Consider the following 22,067-nt stretch of genomic DNA (forward strand, 5'->3'; position numbering starts at 1 on the left):
GCCTATCTGATAGATTTGTAGGTAAAATATTTAATAGAGTGTCTTGGTGCCAATACGAAGTACGGCATAGTTGAGAGCATATTTCGAACACTGTTAACAAAAAATGTAACAGTATTTAGCTTACCCTTACGATAAGCAACAAAAATACCTTTTTTTAGTATATATGGTTTTTGCTAGGACTTTTTGTTTACATCAATACCCATATAATGAGAATATTACATTTAAACTCATTTTTTATATTTTTTTATTACTACCTACATAAGCACATACATAAAAATATTATATATTCTCCCCGATTAAAAAACACTATTCCCACAATATCCAATAGGTGCTAAAATGAAATTGAGTACTAAAAAATTAAGTACTAAGCTACTTTTTTACTCGATATTAACTGTATTGATTCCCATACTAATTTTGGGCGTTATATCAACAAATACTGTAAAAGACAGCATGGAAGTACAGGGCCAAGATGCGATAGAAAAAGATCTTGGAATCTCTGAAGCAATGTTTGAAGAACATATTGAAAAATTAGAACTTTTTACTGAATATAACTCAAAAGATAGTGAAATTATTGATGATATTGAAGAAAAAAATTCTTATGAACTATCTAGAATTGCAAATATTGTTGATGAATCTGCAGGAGCAGATTTTGTCGGATTTACAGATTCCGATGGAACTATTATTGGATCTAACATTAATTCAGATGTTTCCGTTAGTTCTCTTGTTAAAAAAATTTCCGGATCTGGAAATACATATTCTATTGAAAAAATATCTACCGAAATGACAGAAAAAATTTCAAGTGGCAAGATATCTAGCGTTGAAGGTGCTCTTGCAATTGTTGTTTCTTCACCAGTTTACGATGGAAATAACGTTGTAGGATACATCGTGTCAATTGATGTACTAAATAATGATTACACTATAGTTGATAGCATTAAAAAAGCTACAGGAGATGTTGCAACGATTTCCCTTGGAAAATACAGAATATCCACAAACCTAGAAAATAATGGTCAAAGGGTTGTTGGAACTGCAATTTCTGACGAAATATATAATGAAGTAGTTAATCAAAAACAGGACTACTATGCTAGAACTGATGTTTTAGGAACGCCTTACCTTTGTGGATATGCTCCACTTTACGACTGCCAGGGTAATGCCGTTGGTATGGTATTTACCGGAACTCCTGCAGCTCCTTTTGATGACGTAGTATCCAAAATACTTTCAACGATCATTTTGATTGGTTTAGTAGGTCTAATAATTGCAATAATTATCACATTATTCAGCAATAAAAAAATTACAACACCGGTTGATGAACTTAAAAAAGGTGCAGAAATTTTCGGTAAAGGAAATTACGATCACGTCGTAAGTGTTAAAACTGGCGATGAATTAGAAGAATTGGCTAATTCATTTAATAACATGGCTAAAAGTATTAAAGAAGTCAATGAACTGATGGATCAAGACAAAAAAGAACTGGCGGTTACCATTAAGGACGTAGCTGACACGATGACTGCTGTTGCAGCTGGGGACTTCACCGCAAGAGCTGATGAAAATAGGAAAAAAAATAGATTACAAAAGGCGATTAACACTGCAGTTTCAAATGTTGCAGGCTTAATCAAAGAATTACGTGAAGAAGTTGATTTGTTAAATATCCAAGTTCAAAAAGTTGAAGATGAACTTAAAAGTGCAGAGGAAACTGCGACACAAGTAACAGAAGCTGCGACACAAGTTGCAGAAGCTTCAAGTGACCAGTCTGCAAAATTACAGGAAGCTTCAGACCAGCTTGAAACCACATATGAAGTTGCAAAAGAAGTATATGGTGCAGCAGAGGAAACTGTTAAGGCTGCAGAAGAAATCGGAGAAAACTCCGAAATGGGAGTTAAAAAGGTTGAAAATGCAATTTCAAGAATGCAAGGAATTACAAATGTAATTGATAATTTAGGAAAATCAATCCAAGAACTCGGTGAAGACGGTAAAAAAATTAACGAAGTTACCGATTTAATTAAAGACATTGCTGAACAGACCGGACTATTGGCATTGAACGCTTCAATTGAGGCTGCTCGTGCAGGAGATGCTGGAAAAGGGTTCGCAGTTGTTGCAAGCGAAATTAAAGCTCTTGCAGAAGAAATTAAAAAATCTGTTGAAAATATTAACCACACGATTAGTGGAGTCCACAAGCGAATCGGAGAAACGATGGACCTCGGATTAAAAGGAAAAGACGAAGTCGATAAAGGAGTAATTGCAATTGATGAAGTAAATGATGCTCTTTTAAGAATTAAAGAAAGTGTGGATGCCGCAGGCGCAAAAATAAATGGAATTAAAAAAGGTGCACAGAGTGCTGCAGACAATACCGAAGGCGCTTTGAAAAATGCGCAAGACATTGCATCAATTTCAGAAGAGTTTACTGCAACAGCAGAAGAAGTTACTGCGTCAACCGAGGAATTAAACTCAATTATTGAGGAAATCAGAGGGGTTGCAGAAGAAGTAACTCAGGTAGCTGAAAGAGTAACTAAAAAATCAAGTCAGTTTAAAATTTAATTTTCTTTTTTCTTTTTTGATTGTTTTAAAACAGATTTAAAAATATATGAAATAGTTATAAATTTCTAAAAAAAGTAATTTATTAAAAAAATAAAAAATTAGAATTCAACGTCTTTTCTTTCCATTTTCTTTTTTGAAAGTGAAATTACAGAATCTAACGAAGCTTCACCTTCGACTGAAACGTATCCATTAATTACAGTTCTGTCGAAGAATCCTTTGCCCCATTTGTTTCTTATTAAAACTGTGGAATATCCTTCAGGAGTTCCCACATTTCCAACTGAAATATCTGATGAAATTCCAGTAAAGTCCCTACAAACTTTACATCCTTTTCTTACCATTCCATCGAGCTCGTCGATTTTGATGCTGAATACGTTACCGTGTATAGTTGAAACTATAAGTTTTCCCTTGTCAATTTCCATTTTTTTGATGTCCCAAGGATTTACATCAAGTTCTTTTATTTTTTTGAGCATTTTGTCATAATCAAAGGTTTCAAAACAGAATAATGCTACTTTTAACCTTATTGCTTCTTTGAATGGTTCGACTAAATCATTGCTTGTTGCCATCATGTGATATACTGCATTGATAACACAAGGAGTTCCAACAATTGCGAGTTTATTTAACTTCTTTACCATCACTGCTTCTTTTAAAACTTCGAGTATTGGTACATTCCAGTTATACCTGCTTCCTGCAGTTTTTAATACGTCTTCTTTTGATGTTGCAAGGTACGATTTTGGATCCATGGTCCATTTGTCTTCCAACATTACAATTGCGCCATCTATTAACCCTTCGTCGAAAGCATTTGCTAAAATTGCAGTTACAACACCACCACTTTGAATATTTTTGGTTTCGAGTGTTGATTTTGCCTTATAGTTTTCGATAACTCTTCCAGGAACCTTTTCTAAGTTAAAAATATGTCTTTCTTTTGTTCTTGGGCATACACTATAGCATGCGCCACAATTTACATCGTAGAGAGTTACTTTACAGAATTCCGCTGAAATTGGAGATTCTCCGTCTTCAGTAGGTACAATTATACATGCGCATTCGTCACAGTCGAATTGCACAGGGCTTTGCTGTTTAAAATATATGTTTTCAGTAGGGCATACAGAAACACACGCACCGCAACCAGAGCATGTTTCCTTATCCCATACTTCTTCTTTTAAGTTCAAGTACGACTTCATAATTTCCACCTAAATCTCTTAAAGTATTTTATTTATCTCAAATCAGGTGTGTACAACTTCTGGAATGGCCTGCTTGAAATTGGAGCGATTTTTGTATATTTTGAATTGATAAGTTTTTCTTTAACTTCATTAGAATATCCAAATTCTGCACAGAATTCTTCAATGTATGGTTTAATTTTTTCAATGTCTTCTTCGGTAAATTCTTTAATGTCTGCCGCAATTCCGAGTTGGGAACTTTCAACGATTCCTCTGATGTAAATTACACCGCCGTGAATTCCTGTTGCAATCATTCTTCCTTCGATTTTTTCGGTATCTTCTTGGTCCATGTTGAGGTTTAAAATAATTCCTCCAGCCATGTATTCCCCAAGGAAGTCTTTTGCAGCCCCACCGATAACTAAAACAGGGAATTTGTATTTGTATTCTTTCATGTGGATTCCACTTCTGTATCCAACATTCCCTTGAACGTAAACTTTTCCGCCCCTCATTGAGTGGCCAGTTACATCCCCACTACTTCCGTGAATTACAACAAATCCTTCATCCATTGTGTTTCCAGGAGCATGGTCAGCATTTCCGTTTACAACTACTTTAGGGCCTTTCATGAACATTCCGAGATCTCCGCCAGGAACTCCATTTACGATCATTGTTAAATCTTTTCTTGAAATTCCGTTTCCAATAAATCTCTGTCCTAAAACATTTTCAAGTACTAATTTTTCCAAGTCTTTGTTTTCGTCCAAAACTTCGTGGATTTTCTCGTTTAATTCCCTGTAGTCCATGTCATTGGCGTCAATTTTAAGTTCTTTCATTCTTTCACCTAGACTGGCCATTACATTCCTGCCTGTTTTATTCCTAATGTATTTAATTCAATCTCGCTAAGACCTACGCCCCTTAACCTGTCTCTGTTTCCTCTGAGACTTTCTATGGAGTTAATTCCTGCAGCTCCAAGTAATTCTTGGATTTCGTGAGTCCATGCGTGTATTAAATTAGCAACTCTTCTTGCAGCATCGTCTACTTCCAATCTTTTTACAAGTTCAGGCTTCTGGGTTGCAATACCCCATGCACACTGTCCTGTGTAGCATCTTCCACATACGGTACAGCCCATTGCAACCATTGCAGCAGTTCCAATGTAAACTGCATCAGCACCGAGTGCAATTGACTTGAATACATCTGCGGAGTTTCTAATACCTCCACTTGCAATGATGCTTATTTTATGTCTGTTTCCTTGTTCTCTTAACCTGTCGTCTACTGCTGCGATTGCAACTTCGATTGGAATACCGACATTGTCCCTAAATACTTTAGGTGCAGCACCAGTTCCACCTTTGAATCCATCGATAACAACTGCATCTGCATCAGATGTTGCAATACCGTTTGCAATTGCTGCTACGTTGTGTACTGCAGAAATTTTAACAAATACTGGCATTTTCCATCTTGTAGCTTCTTTTAAACTTCTGATGAGCTGTGCAAGATCTTCAATTGAGTATATATCGTGGTGAGGTGCTGGCGAAATTGCATCTGAACCTTGTGGGATCATTCTTGTCATAGAAACTTCTGCTGACACTTTTTCTCCAGGCAAGTGTCCACCAATTCCAGGTTTTGCACCCTGACCGATTTTAATTTCAATTGCTGCTCCTTTGTTTAGGTATTCGCTGTTTACACCAAATCTACCACTTGCAACCTGTGTGATGATGCTGTCTGAATATCCGTACAAATCCCTGTGAAGTCCACCTTCACCGGTTCCCATGAACGTTCCGCATTCTTTTACAGCTTTTGCCATTGCTTTGTGGGCATTTAATGAAAGTGCACCGTATGACATGTGTCCTATCATTATTGGGGTATTCAATTTAATATTTGGAGCAATTTTTGTTTCTAATTTTGCTTTTTTGACCTTTTTACCGTCGATTTCTTCTTCAACGTACTCAAATTCTAATTTTTCTGGTTTTTTACCAACGTAGGTTCTAAGTTCCATAGGTTCTCTTAATGGATCTATTGAAGGATTCGTTACCTGACATGCATCAAGAACAATCTTATCGAAGTATATCGGGTACTCTTTTGCATTACCCATACCGCTTAATAGAATACATCCTGATTTTGCCTGTGTTACAACATCCTGTTTTACTTCTGGTGTCCATACTGGATGTTCCCTACCGCATGATTGATTTAATGTAACAGTGATAGCATCCCTAGGACAGTTTGAAACACATCTTAAACATGCCCCACATCTGTTAGGGTAAGTTAAAATTTTATTTCCCTGTCTTCTGTAAACGCCCCATGAACACTCAGTAGTACATCGTTCACAAAGCATACATCTTTCCGGATCCACAAAAACTTTGTATTTTGGCGGAACTGTTGAAGGTATCATCTTTTCTCACCTAATTATTAACTTAAATTAAATTTTTTTCTCTAATTTTGCAATAACCATTCTTCCTGCGTCTGGCATCCATACTCGATCCAATTCAGGGCATATTTTCCTAATTGCTGATTCTTCACTTGATACAAATAACAAGTCGTCTTTTTCTGCCGCGACTAATGGTCTTAATTTAATTCTATCTGTCAATCCAACCATGGTGTTTCCTTCTTCGACTTCGCCGTTCATGAAAACCATTCCTTCCTGCGTTCCAACAACAATTCCAAAAGGACCGTTCATTGTTGCACCGCCGTAGGTCATACGGATTGCTTCGTGTATTTTTTTGTCTTCTTCTGACATGCTCTCGATTTCGTCCCAGAATCTTGGAGCTAATGCACTCATTGCATATTCTACAGGGAGTTTGTGTTTTCGAATAAGTAAATCGAAGAGATATGCAACAACTTCTGTGTCGGTTAAAAGTTTACATTTGTATCCAAAACTTTCAACGTATCTTTTATTTGCACCGTAGCTCGTAATTTCTCCGTTGTGAACTACTGACCATCCAAGCAGGTTAAATGGGTGCGCGCCTCCCCACCATCCTTTCGTGTTTGTAGGGTATCTTGCATGTGAAAGCCACTGGAATCCTTTGTACTGGTCAATTTTAAAGTATTCTGCAACTTCCAAAGGCCATGCGGCTGCTTTGAATACCCCCATGTTTTTACCGCTTGAAAATACAAATGCTCCGTCAATTCTATCGTTGATATCCATTACGATATTTACCATCATGTCTTCTTCGACTGCAATGTATTTTTCATCAAATCGGTAGAAAAATCTCCATGAAACCTGTTCTTGTTTAATAATTCCTTCTTCGGTAGGAATTTCTTCGTCTTTTAAGATATATCCATATTTTACAAGAACTTCTTCGACTTCGTGTCTAATTCTATCGTAATCTTTAGTCGCATCTAAAAAAACGTGTATTGCATAATCATCCTTATAGTCAGGGTAAATTCCATATCCTACGTATCCGGAACCTTCACCATTTCCCCTTTCCTTTAAACAATTCAAAGCTGTAGCAATCCTGTCTCCACTAATAAGTCTTCCAGTTCTACTCATAAATCCGATAATTCCGCACATGATAAGCCTCCAACTTTAGGTTATCCTATTATGAAAAAAGTCATTTATATACATTGTTGAATATAACGGAGTCGAAATACCCGAAAAAATTATTTTTTATAGATTAATCCGACCAATTTTTCAATTATTTTAAAAAATATAGAAAATTATTTTTTAATATCTACAACACCGGTTCTAAACAAGTGTTCTATCCTAACACCATCAATTTCATCGATTCCACTTTTATCCATGACTACAAATACTTTTTTAGGATTAGCTATGCCTTTTAGATATTTTATTGTTTCTTTTACGGAATTTCCAGAGGTCATTACGTCGTCAACAATAATTACATCCTTTCCAACAATGCTAGACATGTTCTGGCCGATAAATCCTGTTGTTTTCTCTTTTTCGGTGTGTACGTGTTTTTTAGGAACGTATATTGAGAAATTTTTGTCGAGTTCATCTGAAATCAATGTTGCAAGGGGAACTCCTCCCGAAGAAATTCCGACAACGCCATCGAATTCAACATCTGAGAGCATATCACAGATTATTTTTGAAATATTCCTAAGCCTTCTTGATGAAGCCCTAACATTATCCCATTCTAAAAATATATCCAACTTTTCAGAATCTTCTTTTGGAGTTTCTCCGGCCTTTAAAAGTTCTTCACCATTTAGTGTAAGATATAATGCCGTTTTAACTGAGATATTTAGCTCTTCTGCAATATCTCCGCTTGGAAAACCCATATCTCTCAATTTTAAAGCCTTAAGTATGAGTTCTTTTTTCATGATATCACCATATTACCAAATAATATATTTTTATATTATTAGTATATTTCGATTAAATTAATAAAAAATAACAGTGTGTTCAGTTTTAGGTGAAAAACTATTAAAAAAGGCGTATTAAATAAAAAAGTAGTAAAAATGTGAATTAGAGCATTCCCATCCATTTGTGGATTTGCGGCGTGCACATTACATCCACGTACCTTCCGCAAATTGCCATTAATTCAAATATCTTTTTCTTTGAAGTGGTTGCTTTTATCCGGTCAGTTGGAGAAACCGGCTGAATGCAGAGCGTTATATTTCCTATTTTTGATAAATCTCTTGCAATTCTTTCGATTAGTTCTTCGGAAGTTTCTTCAAATACTACAATTTTTGCGTAAACATCAGTTCCTGCTAAATATAATCTTTCGATTGTTTCGAGTTCTTTTGAATATAAATTATACCAGAAGTCGTCATCTTTATTTTCAAAGTGTTCTGGTAGCTTTATATCAATTGAAGCGTAATCATAACTATCCAATCTTTCAGGAAACATCCCATTGCTCTCTAAAAATGTTTTATAGCCCTTATGCTTTAAAATTTCAGAATACTGCTTTATTTTATTTGGATATAATAGGGGTTCTCCACCGGTAAACGAAACTGCAAAAAGATCAGGCGTTCTCAATTTTTCAATAATTTCGATAAGTTCATTTTCAAGTTCCAAATATTCAGTAAAGTCGCCTGATCCGGAAACTTCTTCGACTCTTGCAGTTCCACCAGGGGTATTTGGCTCGTCACAATATATGCAATCAAGAGGGCATTCCTTAAATCTCACAAAGATGAATCTTTTGCCGATAAACTTCCCTTCACCCATAATTGAGGAAAATACTTCTCTAATCATTTAACCACCGATAAACCGTTTTTAAAATTCAAAACGTAGCTAGTGTTAAGTTCTCAAATAATGAACTCAGATACTTATATATACTATCAAAAGCAGTGTAATATTGCATCAATAAGAGATGTATATAATACTAGGTGAATAAATATGGCTTTCGGTAAACCCGCAATGAAAAATGTTCCTGTAGAAGCAGGAAAAGAATACGAAGTATCAATTGAAGACATGGGTAAAGGTGGAGACGGAATCGCTAGAATCGATGGATTCGTTGTTTTCGTACCTAACGCAGAAAAAGGTAGCGTTATCAAAGTTAAAGTTACCGCTGTAAAAGAAAAATTCGCTTTTGCAGAAAGAGTATAAGTGTTTCTCGTCTTCCCTTAATACCTGTGGGCCTTTATCGGAAACCCCAGTAATTAAGCAGTGATAAAGATGATCGAATCACTAATTCGATTCTTTTATTTTTTTATAAGTCTAGTAATATACTGGATCAATTTAATTCGAGCATTTAATTTGGAACTTATTGAAAAACGTACACTTGACATTATTTTCGTTTTCAACTTATCAGTACTTTTCTTTTCGATATATTTTATGTCGGATGTAAATTATGTTTTTGGACTTTCTGTCTACACAGCTTCTTTTTTAAGCGTTTTACTGATTAGAAATCAGCGTTTTTTTGAAAAATTTACAAAACTCCTAAAAATGGATCTTTCCTTTGATAATCCGATCCATAAAATTACTCTTTCGCTTTCTACATACATTTTGTTAAATCCAGTGATCGCTTTTGCATCAGGATCTGGTCTTATAATCGCCCTTACAGATTTTTTGGAAGTACTCGATCTTGCTGCATTTCAACTCATAATTTTAATCTATGCATTTGTTGGAATAGGCTTTGGAACGAGAAAAAACCTAAAACAATCCATTGAAAGATTAGATATAAAAATTCCATCCATAAAATACGCGATTTTTGGAGTAATACTTCTATTCATGGTTGATAAATTTATATGGAATCTTTTTGACTTTTTTACATATATTTTCCAGTCAATGGATCCCGTAATTTCAGAACAGATTGCAGAACAGGCAGTTGTTGAAACTTCAAATGTTAATGAAGTTGTAAATACAATAAAAATTTCCGCGTCCACGCCGTTAAAAATAGTATTTTTATCGATAATAGTTGGAATAAGTGAAGAATTGATGTTTAGAGGAGCACTGCAACCGCGATTTGGAAATATATATACAAGTTTCCTTTTTGCAGCACTTCATGCCCAGTATCTGTCATCAATGGTACTTTTGGATGTATTTATAATAAGTTACATTCTTGGAATGATAAAAGAGAGGAAATCAACATCCACTACGATTCTAATCCATATTTTATACGATATTATATCGTTAATCTTTTGATTTTGACCTTAAACAGTTGTAAAACCACGGTTCTTCGTAAGATTCGTAATTTTTTACATATGGGCAGTCTTTTGGCAGTGCCGATACCATTATGGCTTCGAGCATTGAAAGACATTCTTTTTCTTTTTTGAATCGGGTTTTGTAAATGCTGCATCGTTTTGTTTCAGTGTCGAGGTGTTTGCAGTACACAACTTCAGGTTCACTGCACTCGGTTGAATTAAAAACGTGGATTATACAGCACCTTCCGCACTGCTCGCATAGATCGTCTGGAAACATTTCTGCGCTTAATTTAATTATTTTTTCTTTATCATACTTTATCGTGCCTTTTGAGCCAAAAATATTCATAATATCACGTGAAAATTTAAAAGTTAGTTTAAAACGAATAAAAATCGAAAAAAATAAGTATAAACTTAATTATTTTCTTTTAAGGCCTTCATAAATTGCTGCTTGAAGACCGTGGAATTTAACCATTCCTACAATTTCTCTCTGGTCCATTTCTTTGTTTTCAAATGAAACCATGTCTTCGTTGTAGATTGCATCTTTGCTTTCTCTTCCAACGATTCTCATTGAACCTTTGTAGAGTTTTGCAATTAATTTTCCGTTCATTCTTGTTTGTGTTTTGTCAACAAACGCATCTAAATCGTGTCTTAATGGTTCGTGCCAGAGTCCCTTGTAGATTAAATCTGCGTATTTTGAATCAACCGTTTCTTTGAATACGATTTCTTCTCTTGTTAACACGAGCTGTTCGAGAGCTTTGTGTGCAGTTATTAAAAGCATTGCACCAGGACATTCGTAGTTTTCTCTTGATTTCAAGCCTAAAACTCTATCTTCAACAATGTCTACTCTTCCAACACCATTTCTTCCGGCAATTTCGTTTGCTTTTCTTATTAATGAAACTGGCGCTAATGAATCACCATTGATTGCTACAGGAACACCTTCTTTGAATTCAATTTCTACGTATTCTTCCTTGTCCTGTGCGTCTGTTGGATCAACAGTCCATGCAAAACATTCTTTTGGAGTTTCAGTCATTGGATTTTCTAAGATTCCGCCTTCAATACTTCTTCCCCATAAGTTTTCGTCAATACTGAATGGTTTTTCTAAGTTCACTGGAACTGGAATTCCTTTTTCTTTTGCATATTCTATTTCTTCAGTTCTTGTAAGGTTTAAATCCCTGATTGGTGCTACAATTTCAATTTCTGGTGTTTTTGCTCTCATTACTGATTCAAATCTGAACTGGTCGTTTCCTTTTCCAGTACATCCGTGTGAAATTGCGCTTGCTCCAACTTCTTCTGCAAGTTCTGCAATTTTTATAGCAATTAAAGGTCTTGCAAGAGCTGTTGATAATGGGTATCCTTCATAGAGAGCGTTTGCTTTAATGGCTCTGAAGATATACTCTGTTGCAAATTCTTCTTTTGCATCAATCGTGTAGTGTTTTAATACACCGAATTTCTTTGCTTTTTCTTCCGGTTCTATTAAATCTTCTTCAGGCTGACCTACATCGACTGCTACTGAAATTACTTTGTAGTCGTATTTGTCTTCGAGTAATTTTAAACAGCAGCTCGTGTCAAGCCCTCCAGAATATGCCAAAACTGCAATTTTTTCTTGCATTGGTATCACCTGTGTTTTATTTTTCCGTGTTCATTTTAACTGTAAAAAAATGGTAATCTAAAATTTATTCAATATATCTACTAAATAGTTATAAACTTTATTGTAAAACTTAATGTAAAAATAAATAGGAGTTATTGGAGTTCACTTTTAAGAAGTTCTGCAACTGCAAAACTCGGAGTTGCAAGAGATACGTCTTTTCCATATTTTTCTGCAACAGAAATTACTTCAAAATCCGCCAATGCATCTTTTAAAACCTTCTCCCCAAGTCCAGTTATTACGACCTTTTTAAGACCGTGCTTTTCTGCGACTGTTTTTACATTTTTTAAAATTAGACTTTTCCATAATTCATAATAGGTTTTTGCAATGTTTTCTGCATCAATTTCTGAAATCTGATTCAGATCAGAACAGAGAACCTTTGAAATTCTAACTAAACTGCTTCGTTTATCAGTTCCTTTACCGTCAGGCGTGTCACAGGTATATTCTTCTGGAGTTACCTTATCCAAAACTACTGAAACATCGGCAGTTATTGCAAAGTATTCTGAAGAAACGTTTGTATTTACGCCTTTAAACGATATTGTGTTTCCAAGATGTGAAATAGGGGTCCTAAGAGTTCCGACATACAATAATTCCTGATTCATGAACCTTTCGAGATCTGTTTTCTCCGCAACCACTTCCCCATTCACAATAGGAATAATATCAGTTGTTGTTGAACCCATATCAACCAAAATACAGTTTTTTTCGATATTTTTTGAAACCCATTTTGCAGTTCCACACCAGTTTGATGCAGAAACTTTCATGTAATTTGTTCGGGCATTTTCAAGAGAAATAAAGTTTCCATCGCTGTCAAAAACAGATATATTACTACCAAAAGCAGATTCTGCAGCGTTTAATATGTTATCTACACCTTCTTTCTTTGTTTCATACGAATCTGCAAGTTCTGCAGTTGTAACAAGTGCTACGTGTGATACTTCTTTTGAATATGTCTTTAAAACTTCTGCCAATTTATCGTTATTCTTCCACATTGGAAAATAAAGGTGGTGAACTTTAAATTCGCCGTTTTCGTGAAGTTCTGTTATTTTTGTATTTGCTCCGCCAATATCTATTCCTAAAATCATTTTCACACCATATTTAAAAACTAAAAAATCATTTTTAAAATAATTAAAAGATAAGTTTAATTATAGATAATCACAATATTATTTAAAGTTAATTTGGTTAATTAAGCGTTATGTGAAATTATGACTGATAATCCTGCCGATAATAAGGTTTTTAACGAAGTTTCTAGTCTTTACAAACAATACTTCGACTATGCCATAAACGTGAGAAAGTGGCTTGAAATTCCGGATGATTTACCACATCGAGAGATTGGTTACGGGATGTTAAAAAAAGTGGACAATAGAAACATGTCTTTTAATACTAACGGTGAGTATCTAGCCTGGGTTTTAAAAGAATCCCCATTTCACCTGTATAAATCACTTTCATACATGGAATATCCAGATGTAGTAGGTGGGGCTGCAAAAAAAGGTTTAATTAAAAGAGAAGTTGCGTTCGACATAGATACGCATAAGACTGAAAAGTGCACTCATGACGATTCATGGATATGTGAAGAATGTCTGGGTGAAGCTAGAAATCAGGTCTTAATTTTAATCGAAGACTTCTTGTTTCCCGATTTTGGACTCTCTGAAAAAGATTTAAAAATAGTATTTACTGGAAACAGAGGGTACCACATATATTTAAAACCGGAAGATACGAAAAAGATTGGAGATACAAAATTGCTTGAAAAAATAGAAAAATGGGAAAAAAACGAAAGGAGGTACTTTATTGAATACATTTTAGGAAAAAATCTAAATTTAAGGAATATGGGAAGCCGCTGGAAAAATATACTGATAAGAGAATTTAAGAAAAACAAAATTTCGACGAAAAAGTTTGAAAAAACTTCAGACTGGAAAACTGAAATTGATACAAGAAAGGATAACGTTAGACGCGAAATCTACGAAACAATTGGTAAAGTAAAAAGCAGACTTGAACTCGACGAAAAAGTTATGGATGACGATATCAGACTTCTTAGAACGATCGGATCACTTCATGGTTATACTGGGCTGATGGTAAAAGAGATAACATACAGTTCATTGAAAAGTAACCAGTTTGACCCATTAAATCATGGCGTATTTTCTAAATTCCATAAAATAATGTACAATGTAAATATAAAACAGGAAATCGATCCACTAACTCTAAAAGGAGATACTTTCGACCATAAATCTACAGAAATTCCTGCAAGCTACCTTTTATTTTTATTTGGACATGGTATCGACTTTGAAATTTTAGAATAACTTCTATTTTTTTAAAAAATTAAAACAGTATATTTAAATTTATAGATTAATTTGCCCAAAATGAAAAATGGTAGCCCAGCGCGGATTCGAACCGCGGTCCCATGCTCCAAAGGCACAGATGATTGGCCACTACACTACTGGGCTTCTTTAACAGTTGCACTAATTAGATTGGAATTAACATATATAAAGTTTTCGGTAAAATTCATTCTTTTAAAAGAGTTTAAAAACTTAATTTGACTATATTTATTGCTTTGACTTTAAAAATAAACGTTATCTTTTGAATAATCAGTCTTAAAAAGTTAGAGTTATTTTTACAAAAAATTAATAGATAATAACGGAATACCAAAAAGTTTATATAGTGTTTTTGAGTTAGTTGATATGCAAATTGTTCGAATAGTCGTGCTTCAGTGGCTCAGCCTGGTAGAGCGCCTGCTTGGTAAGCAGGAGGCCGCGGGTTCAAACCCCGCCTGAAGCTCGTTTTTTATTTTGGAAAAATATATTTATATATCTAAATATATTTATTAAAATTTTACAAATTCTCCAAAAAATCCATTTTTAGAAAGTAGCTCTTTATCTTTGGAATTTAATGTCTGTTTTTTCAAAGGTGGAATTGCTGAACCATTCTTAGCGTAAATTACTCCTTTTTTCTTCTTTGATCCCAAAAATTTACCTGCATTTCCATCAATAATTATTGTTCCAGATATCATGTCAGATGCAGTGAAGTCCCCAGTATTTCCATTTATAATTACAGTTCCGCCCCGCAATACAGATCCAGTATTTTTTCCGGCATTTCCCTTAACTATAATGGTTCCATTTTTCATCAAAATTCCCGTACTCAAATCAACATTTCCGTTTACCGTAATTTTTGATCCATTTTCAATTCTAGCACCAATCGTATCCCGAATTACGTTATCATTTAAAATAAGTTCATTGTTCTTAAAAACATTTGGTTTTAAAACTTTTTCTTGCGTTTCGGATTCCATTAATTCAGTAATCGAAATATATTTTTTATATCCTGAAAAATCGCTTTCTACTTCGATTATATTTCCAATAGGCTCTTTCAAACTAAAATTTTCATTTAAATAAACAGTTCCTGAAACCATGCTTATTCCAAACCTCGTGTCAATGTTTCCATCAACAATGACTGTCCCGGTTTGAATTTTACCGCCGCTTCCACCAAAATACTTTAAATCAGCACCCATCGAACTACAAAACCTGTGTCCCACATCCCCTTTAATATAAACTACATTTTCAGGATTTTTTATGTGGTTTACCAATTTTTCGTAAGATATTCCTTTTGATACCTCACTTTTAACATCAAAATTACTCTGCCATATAAAATTGTAAGTAAAATCAAGTAAGCAGTCCTTAGGATCGTTTAAAATAAGTTCCATAACATTTTTATCTTTTAAATAATCTTCAACGGTTTTTTTCTTCTTTTTAAATATTCCAAAGACCATTAAAACACCCCGATCAAAATAATGTGTATTAATATCTCTATTTTAATGTATTAAAATTCAACTTTTTTAAATTTTTAAACTGATATCATATATTAAATTCTCAATTGAGCAACATTTATATACCATAAAATCATAGTAATTGTGTGGACAATCCCCCACAATGAAGATAAAACCCCCCAAAAATATATGCAGAAAACGTTTAAATTCCCCCATTATAGTCAAAAACCGTTCAAAACTATCTACTAGTGACTATCTAACGATAATAACACTAAAATCTAAATAAATACTTCTTTAAATTGATTATTTTATTATTTGAAATATCTATTCCCTCACTTTTCAAAATTTCTATCTTTTTTTCAATCCCTTTTACATATCCGCCAACATTTCCATTAGAATGTACTACCCTGTGGCAGGGCACTGTTAAAACATATGGATTATTTTTCATTGCATTTCCAACCGCCAGGTAAGCTTTTGTATTTAGAGCTTCGGCGATTAGCTTATATGTCGTGATTTTTCCCTTTGGAATTTGCATTAAAAGGTCGTAACACTTTTCATTGAATGTTTTCATAAAAATACTTTGATTTTAAAATATAAAAAATAAATTTTTAAAAAAGTAAAATTAGATATTTAGTTTTCTTTTGGATATGCTGGAAGTTTGTGGATTGAAATATCGAGTCCAGCTTTTTCTTCGTCTTCTTTAACCCTTAAACCCCCAGTAAATACGCCAATAACTTTTCCCAAAATAAATCCTGCACCAGTACCGTAAACTGCACATATCAATGCTGCAATTATTTGTTGTGTAAGACTAACTCCACCAACTCCACCAAATGCAGTCATTCCAAACACCCCTGCTAAAATTGCACCAAGGGTTCCAGCAGTTGCGTGTACCGGAATTACACCGCACACATCATCGAGCCCTAATTTTTCAACAAATTTGAATATTAATGGTACTTGTGAACCTGCAATAAATCCAATTATCAAAGCACCAAGTGGACTTACGATATCAGTTCCTGCACAAATTGCAACAGTGCCTGCAAGAAGTCCGTTTGCAGTATACAATACATCATTTTTAGAGAATAAACATCCTCCAAGACCTCCACCCGCCATTGCAAGTGTTGTTGTTGCACAAACCAATCCTGAAATATCGCTCAATGCGAGTGAACTTCCAACGTTAAATCCGTACCAGCCAAATGCAAGAATATATGCACCAAGAATTGACATTGGGATGTTATGGCCCGGAATTGTTATTGCTTTTTTGTTTACAAATCTTCCAAATCTTGGGCCAATTGCCGCGATTAATCCGAGTGCTAAAAATCCACCAACTCCGTGAACCATCAAGCTTCCAGCATAATCGTGGAATGGAATTATTCCTGCACCCCATGGACCAAGATAGACGAAAAATGGATATAATAACGCTGTTATCACAATTGAAATCATGATGTATGATTTAAATTTAATTCTCTCTGCAATACCCCCTGCAACGATAGTTGCTGCAGTTGCTGCAAATACAAGTCCTAAAAACCAGTTTGCAAGCTCTAATCCATTGTTTGAAAGAAATGGAGTTGCGCTTGCAATTTTTCCCCACCATGAAACAAATTCCGCCGGGTTTAATGTTCTAGCAATTACTGAACCCACTAAAAGCCAGGAAATACAGCCTATAATCCAGTCGCCCATGTTCTTCATCATTGCATTGTTCACGTTCTTTTCTCGAACCTGACCTCCTTCGAGCATCGCAAATCCAAGGTGCATGATAAATATAAAAGCACCAGTAAAAATTAAAAACATTACATCGCTTGAATTTGCAAGCGTGTTTAACGCATCCATAATATTTGTAGGATTGTTGAATAAATCTGCTGTCACCATATTTCGCACCATCAAATTTAATAATTTTATATAGCTTCAGAACCCCGTTCACCAGTTCTTACCCGGCAAACGTCCTCAACAGGAATTATGAAGATCTTTCCATCTCCGGGTTTTCCAGTATACGCGTTTTCTGCAATTATTTTTATTACTGCATCTACGTCTTTTTCGTTAATTACGAGCTCCAGTTTTACTTTTTGGAGTATTTCGACCACGTGTTCTGTTCCACGGTATCTTTCAACTACTCCGCCTTGAACACCCCTTCCTTTTACTTCAGTTATCGTTAAACTAACATAACCACTTTTATAAAGGGCGTTTTTAACGAGTCCCAACCTTTCCATTCTTATTATTGCTTCTAGTTTCTTCATTATTGCACCAATTATTAACCAAACCAATCAAATGAAATTTAGGTTTAAAACTGTAAATTTAAGGAAAACCCATACCTTTAAAAATGTATGATATAGGAACCGGAATTCTTATTCTTATTAAAAATAAAACTGATATAAATAGTCCTATTAAAATGGATAAATTTGAATATTTAAAAAAAGAAATTAAAAAAGTATTGTTTTTTGATCTTAATTTTCTCTAGGATAAGCAGGGAGTTTATGTTCTGCAATATCGAGACCAGTTTTTTCTTCTTCATTGCTAACTCTAATCCCTTTGGTAAAGATTCCAGTTATTTTTCCAAGTATGAATCCTAAAGAAGTTCCGTAAACTGCACAAATTATAACTGCGATTACCTGTTGTATTAAACTTACCCCACCAAGGCCTCCAAACATTGTCATTCCAAATATTCCTGTCAATATTGCTCCAATTGATCCTGCTGCAGCATGCACTGGAACTACACCACATACATCGTCAAAGCCCAATTTTTCAACAAGTTTAAATGTAAATGGAACCTGTGCACCTGCAATAAATCCAATAAGTAGTGCAGCCATTGGACTTACGATATCAGTTCCTGCACAGATTGCAACAATTCCCGCGAGAAGTCCGTTTGCAGTATATAATACATCGTTTTTGGAGAATAAAAATCCAGAAAGTCCACCGCCTGCCATTGCAAGCGTTGTTGTTGCACATACCAATCCCGAAATATCTGCAAGCGCGAGCGAACTTCCTACGTTAAATCCGTACCATCCAACAGCAAGTGCAAATGCTCCAAAAACTGCCATTGGAATGTTGTGTCCCGGAATTGAAATGGGTTTTCCGTCAACAAATCTTCCAACTCTTGGGCCGATTGCTGCAATTAATCCAAGTGCCAAAAATCCACCAACACCGTGAACCATCAAACTTCCAGCATAATCGTGGAATGGAATTATACTTGCACCCCATGGTCCAAGATACAAAAAGAATGGATACAATACCGCTGTTATCATGATTGAAATCAAAATATATGCGCTGAATTTCATTCTTTCTGCAATTCCCCCTGCAACGATAGTTGCTGCGGTTGCTGCGAATACTAATCCATAAAACCAGTTTGCAAGCTCAATTCCGTTATCAAACGTAAATGGTGATGCACTGAAAATTTTACCCCACCAAACAAGAAAATCTGCGGGGTTGAGTGTTGTTGCAATTAATGATCCGACTAAAAGCCATGAGATACAGCCTATAATCCAGTCACCCATATTTTTCATCATTGCGTTGTTCACGTTCTTTTCTCGAACCTGACCGCCTTCTAGCATTGCAAATCCCCATTGCATTAAAAATACAAATGCGCCCATTATTACAAGAAACATTACATCGCTTGAATTTGCGAGCGTGGTTAACGCATCCATAATATTTGTAGGATTACTGAACAAATCTACTGTTGCCATTTTATCGCACCCTCATAATTAAATAGCTTTTTTTCCGTTTTCATTAGTTCTGATTCTAATTGAATCTTCAACAGGAATTATGAAGATCTTTCCATCCCCTGGTTTTCCAGTTACTGCATTTTCAGAGATAATTTTTACAACTGCGCCGACATCTTCGTCGTTAATTACAAGCTCTAATTTAACTTTAGGAAGTAAATCTACAAGATACTCGTTTCCACGGTATTTTTCAATAATTCCGCCCTGAACTCCCCTTCCTTTAACCCCTGTTAACGTTAAACTGATGAATCCTTCTTCTGAAAGAGCTTTTTTTACTATATCGGTTCTTTCTACTCGAACAATTGCTTCTACTTTTTTCATAGTTGCACCAACCAAAATTTAAGATAAATGACAGAATAGATATGTTAAAAATATTTACAATAGGTTCCGGTATCATTAAAATTTTAAGGAATCGGAATGCCTTTTCCGAAAAATAATTATAAAATCTAATATAAATAGTCCTAACAAAATGGATAAATTTGAATATTTAAAAAAAAGAATAAAAAAAATAAAAAAGATTTTTTAGAAATTAAATGGCATCTTTTCCTGTTTCATTTGTCCTGATTCTAATTGCATCTTCAACAGGAATTACGAAGATTTTTCCATCCCCTGGTTTTCCAGTTACTGCATTTTCAGAGATAATTTTGATTATTTTTTCAACGTTTTCGTCTTTAGAAACAACTTCAATTTTAACTTTAGGAAGTAAATCTACAAGATACTCGTTTCCACGGTATCTTTCGATGATTCCGCCCTGAACCCCCCTTCCTTTTACTTCTGTCAACGTTAAACTGATGAATCCTTCTTCTGAAAGAGCATTCTTAACCGCCAATAGTCTTTCAGGTCTGAATATTGCTTCAATTTTTCTCATATACAACACCGCCAAAATAGTAAATAATTCTAACGCTTTGAAAACTATATTTTGAAAAATATATAATCTTATCTATTTTTCTTAAGGAAAAAAGTAAAAAGATAGTATTTATTCGTCAGGGTAAGCTGGCAATTTGTGTTCTGCAAGGTCGAGTCCCATTTTTTCTTCTTCTTCAGTAACTCTGAGTCCGCCTGTGAATCCACCAACTAATTTTCCAAGTCCGAATCCTAATCCTGTACCGTATACTACAGTTAATCCTGCTGCAATAAGCTGGTTTACCAAGCTTACTCCACCAGCACCACCGAGAGCTGCCATTCCAAAGATACCCGTTAAGATACCCCCTAAAAGACCTGCTGTACCGTGTACTGGAACTACGCCACATACGTCGTCAAGTCCCATTTTTTCAACAACTTTGTAGACGATAGGTACCTGAATTCCTGCAAGAAGACCGATTACTAATGCTCCCACAGGGCTTACAACATCAGTTCCTGAACAGATTGCAACTAAACCTGCAACAAGACCGTTTGCTGTGAATAATACATCATCTTTTGAAGCTAAAAGTGCCCCAATACCTCCACCTGCCATTGCAAGTGTTGTTGTTGCACATACTAATCCAGATATATCTCCAAGTGCAAGTGAACTTCCTACGTTAAATCCGTACCATCCGATTGCTAAAACGAATGCCCCGAATACTGACATTGGAATGTTGTGTCCTGGAATCGAAATTGGTTTTTTGTTAACGAATTTTCCAATCCTTGGTCCAAGGGCCATGATTGCTCCAAGTGCTAAGAAACCACCAAGACCGTGTACGATGAAACTTCCAGCGTAATCGTTGAATGGAATCATTCCTGAGCCCCATGGTCCGATGTACACGAATAATGGATAAAGCACTGCGGTTATTACTATTGACATTAACAAGTATGATTTGAATTTAATTCTTTCTGCAACACCACCCGATACGATTGTAGCTGCGGTTGCTGCGAACACTAGTCCAAAGAACCAGTTTGCTAAGTCTATTCCGTTATCTGCAAAGTTCGTTGTGAAGATTTGTCCCCACCAGCTGAAGAAGTCCCCCGGAACAAGTGACACTGCAAGAACTGATCCGATAAAGAGCCATGAAACTGCCCCAATTAACCAGTCTGCCATGTTTTTCATCATTACGTTGTTAACATTTTTCTTCCTGACCTGACCTCCTTCAAGAAGCGCAAATCCAAGTTGCATTGCAAACACAAGTGTTCCCATTAATACTAAAAACATTACATCTCCAGATGTTGCCAAGGTACTGAGTCCAGTTACGATGTTTGTTGGGTCGGCAAATAAATCTGCTGTTGCCATAATTTTCACCTGATTTTATTTTTAATTTAGATAGCTTTTATGCCTGATTCTCCGGTTCTGATTCTTACTGCATCTTCGACAGGAATTATAAAGATTTTTCCATCCCCTGGTTTTCCTGTTTCTGCGTTTTCACGTATTATTGTTATTACTTCTTCGACGTCCTTGTCATCGATGACCATTTCAAGCTTGACTTTCGGAAGAAGGTCAACTACATATTCAGTGCCCCTGTATCGTTCAGTGATTCCTCCCTGAACTCCTCTTCCTTTTACATCAGAAATCGTCAAGCTTAAAAAGCCATTTTCAGAAAGAATACCTTTTACGATATCCAATCGTTCTATTCTTATTATAGCTTCGATTTTTTTCATTTGAACACCCCTTCGTGTCTTAGATATTTTTTAAAATTGATAAAGTGATAATCATAATGCGCATATGAAATTTCGATTTTTTAAGGACATTTAATATTTTTGTAAATAGGGGTATATTACCTTATTTTTCAATAAGGTAATTCGGTTATTTGGTTTTTAATAGTTTTTAATGGTTTTTTGGCTATTTT

General features: G+C 35.1%; 22 protein-coding genes and 2 tRNA genes. 5 read left to right on the forward strand and 19 right to left on the reverse strand.

Annotation, left to right across the window (positions count from 1 at the left end; genetic code table 11):
* The first annotated feature begins 336 nt into the window (after window positions 1-336).
* The gene (locus HNP90_RS07275) at window positions 337-2,529 is read left to right on the forward strand and encodes a methyl-accepting chemotaxis protein (protein ID WP_011977460.1); all 2,193 of its coding nucleotides are present in this window, start codon (window positions 337-339) and stop codon (window positions 2,527-2,529) included.
* Between the two features lie 98 nt (window positions 2,530-2,627).
* On the opposite strand, the gene HNP90_RS07280 is transcribed toward HNP90_RS07275, so the two are convergent.
* The 6 genes from HNP90_RS07280 to HNP90_RS07305 form a co-directional block, all read right to left on the reverse strand.
* The gene (locus tag HNP90_RS07280) at window positions 2,628-3,707 is read right to left on the reverse strand and encodes a Coenzyme F420 hydrogenase/dehydrogenase, beta subunit C-terminal domain (protein WP_011977459.1); all 1,080 of its coding nucleotides are present in this window, start codon (window positions 3,705-3,707) and stop codon (window positions 2,628-2,630) included.
* A gap of 32 nt (window positions 3,708-3,739) precedes the next feature.
* Window positions 3,740-4,510, reverse strand: a complete 771-nt coding sequence (locus HNP90_RS07285) for a GltB/FmdC/FwdC-like GXGXG domain-containing protein (RefSeq protein WP_048060432.1) — start codon at window positions 4,508-4,510, stop codon at window positions 3,740-3,742.
* Window positions 4,511-4,530: 20 nt separating this feature from the next.
* Window positions 4,531-6,063, reverse strand: coding sequence for a glutamate synthase-related protein (locus HNP90_RS07290; RefSeq protein WP_011977457.1), 1,533 nt, complete (start codon window positions 6,061-6,063; stop codon window positions 4,531-4,533).
* Window positions 6,064-6,090: 27 nt separating this feature from the next.
* Window positions 6,091-7,182 carry a class II glutamine amidotransferase gene (locus HNP90_RS07295; protein WP_011977456.1) on the reverse strand — a complete coding sequence of 364 codons (1,092 nt, stop codon included), beginning with the start codon at window positions 7,180-7,182 and terminating at the stop codon, window positions 6,091-6,093.
* A gap of 146 nt (window positions 7,183-7,328) precedes the next feature.
* Entirely contained in the window at window positions 7,329-7,946 is a 618-nt protein-coding gene (locus tag HNP90_RS07300; protein WP_011977455.1) for an orotate phosphoribosyltransferase-like protein, read from the reverse strand.
* A 142-nt stretch (window positions 7,947-8,088) separates the two neighbouring features.
* Window positions 8,089-8,817 (reverse strand): 7-carboxy-7-deazaguanine synthase QueE, encoded by a 729-nt coding sequence (locus tag HNP90_RS07305; RefSeq protein WP_011977454.1) that lies wholly within the window; start codon window positions 8,815-8,817, stop codon window positions 8,089-8,091.
* A gap of 144 nt (window positions 8,818-8,961) precedes the next feature.
* On the opposite strand from HNP90_RS07305, the gene HNP90_RS07310 reads away from it, so the two are divergent.
* Both HNP90_RS07310 and HNP90_RS07315 read left to right on the forward strand, forming a co-directional pair.
* Window positions 8,962-9,171: a TRAM domain-containing protein gene (locus tag HNP90_RS07310; RefSeq protein WP_011869345.1), complete on the forward strand. Its 210-nt coding sequence runs from the start codon at window positions 8,962-8,964 to the stop codon at window positions 9,169-9,171.
* A 69-nt stretch (window positions 9,172-9,240) separates the two neighbouring features.
* On the forward strand, window positions 9,241-10,209 hold the full coding sequence (locus tag HNP90_RS07315; protein WP_011977453.1) for a CPBP family intramembrane glutamic endopeptidase: 969 nt from the start codon (window positions 9,241-9,243) through the stop codon (window positions 10,207-10,209).
* Here the strand turns inward: HNP90_RS07315 and HNP90_RS07320 are convergent.
* The 3 genes from HNP90_RS07320 to mfnF form a co-directional block, all read right to left on the reverse strand.
* Window positions 10,198-10,554: a CxxCxxCC domain-containing protein gene (locus HNP90_RS07320; protein ID WP_011977452.1), complete on the reverse strand. Its 357-nt coding sequence runs from the start codon at window positions 10,552-10,554 to the stop codon at window positions 10,198-10,200. The two genes, HNP90_RS07315 and HNP90_RS07320, sit on opposite strands and share 12 nt — an antisense overlap.
* 69 nt (window positions 10,555-10,623) lie before the next feature.
* Window positions 10,624-11,817, reverse strand: a complete 1,194-nt coding sequence (locus HNP90_RS07325) for an argininosuccinate synthase (protein ID WP_011977451.1) — start codon at window positions 11,815-11,817, stop codon at window positions 10,624-10,626.
* A 131-nt stretch (window positions 11,818-11,948) separates the two neighbouring features.
* Window positions 11,949-12,932 (reverse strand): (4-{4-[2-(gamma-L-glutamylamino)ethyl]phenoxymethyl}furan-2-yl)methanamine synthase, encoded by a 984-nt coding sequence (mfnF, locus tag HNP90_RS07330; RefSeq protein ID WP_011977450.1) that lies wholly within the window; start codon window positions 12,930-12,932, stop codon window positions 11,949-11,951.
* Between the two features lie 120 nt (window positions 12,933-13,052).
* Between mfnF and priS the strand changes: the two genes are divergently transcribed.
* The gene (gene priS, locus HNP90_RS07335) at window positions 13,053-14,144 is read left to right on the forward strand and encodes a DNA primase catalytic subunit PriS (RefSeq protein ID WP_011977449.1); all 1,092 of its coding nucleotides are present in this window, start codon (window positions 13,053-13,055) and stop codon (window positions 14,142-14,144) included.
* 68 nt (window positions 14,145-14,212) lie between these two features.
* Here priS and HNP90_RS07340 read toward each other — a convergent pair.
* A tRNA-Gln gene (locus HNP90_RS07340) sits at window positions 14,213-14,288 on the reverse strand.
* 257 nt (window positions 14,289-14,545) lie between these two features.
* Between HNP90_RS07340 and HNP90_RS07345 the strand changes: the two genes are divergently transcribed.
* Window positions 14,546-14,619, forward strand: a tRNA-Thr gene (locus HNP90_RS07345).
* Between the two features lie 46 nt (window positions 14,620-14,665).
* On the opposite strand, the gene HNP90_RS07350 is transcribed toward HNP90_RS07345, so the two are convergent.
* The 9 genes from HNP90_RS07350 to HNP90_RS07390 all read right to left on the reverse strand — a co-directional run bounded on the left by HNP90_RS07350 (window position 14,666) and on the right by HNP90_RS07390 (window position 21,879).
* Window positions 14,666-15,604 carry a tributyrin esterase gene (locus HNP90_RS07350; protein ID WP_011977448.1) on the reverse strand — a complete coding sequence of 313 codons (939 nt, stop codon included), beginning with the start codon at window positions 15,602-15,604 and terminating at the stop codon, window positions 14,666-14,668.
* Window positions 15,605-15,872: 268 nt separating this feature from the next.
* Entirely contained in the window at window positions 15,873-16,172 is a 300-nt protein-coding gene (locus HNP90_RS07355) for an MGMT family protein (protein WP_011977447.1), read from the reverse strand.
* A gap of 59 nt (window positions 16,173-16,231) precedes the next feature.
* On the reverse strand, window positions 16,232-17,467 hold the full coding sequence (locus HNP90_RS07360; RefSeq protein ID WP_011977446.1) for an ammonium transporter: 1,236 nt from the start codon (window positions 17,465-17,467) through the stop codon (window positions 16,232-16,234).
* A gap of 26 nt (window positions 17,468-17,493) precedes the next feature.
* Window positions 17,494-17,832 carry a P-II family nitrogen regulator gene (locus HNP90_RS07365; protein ID WP_011977445.1) on the reverse strand — a complete coding sequence of 113 codons (339 nt, stop codon included), beginning with the start codon at window positions 17,830-17,832 and terminating at the stop codon, window positions 17,494-17,496.
* Between the two features lie 207 nt (window positions 17,833-18,039).
* On the reverse strand, window positions 18,040-19,275 hold the full coding sequence (locus HNP90_RS07370) for an ammonium transporter (RefSeq protein ID WP_011977444.1): 1,236 nt from the start codon (window positions 19,273-19,275) through the stop codon (window positions 18,040-18,042).
* Window positions 19,276-19,293: 18 nt separating this feature from the next.
* Entirely contained in the window at window positions 19,294-19,632 is a 339-nt protein-coding gene (locus HNP90_RS07375; protein ID WP_011977443.1) for a P-II family nitrogen regulator, read from the reverse strand.
* 208 nt (window positions 19,633-19,840) lie between these two features.
* The gene (locus HNP90_RS07380) at window positions 19,841-20,179 is read right to left on the reverse strand and encodes a P-II family nitrogen regulator (protein ID WP_011977442.1); all 339 of its coding nucleotides are present in this window, start codon (window positions 20,177-20,179) and stop codon (window positions 19,841-19,843) included.
* Between the two features lie 108 nt (window positions 20,180-20,287).
* The gene (locus tag HNP90_RS07385; protein WP_011977441.1) at window positions 20,288-21,514 is read right to left on the reverse strand and encodes an ammonium transporter; all 1,227 of its coding nucleotides are present in this window, start codon (window positions 21,512-21,514) and stop codon (window positions 20,288-20,290) included.
* A 26-nt stretch (window positions 21,515-21,540) separates the two neighbouring features.
* On the reverse strand, window positions 21,541-21,879 hold the full coding sequence (locus HNP90_RS07390; RefSeq protein ID WP_011977440.1) for a P-II family nitrogen regulator: 339 nt from the start codon (window positions 21,877-21,879) through the stop codon (window positions 21,541-21,543).
* Between the last annotated feature and the right edge of the window lie 188 nt (window positions 21,880-22,067).

Source organism: Methanococcus maripaludis, assembly GCF_013760955.1.
Taxonomy (GTDB): Archaea; AGJL01; Methanococci; order Methanococcales; family Methanococcaceae; genus Methanococcus; species Methanococcus maripaludis_A.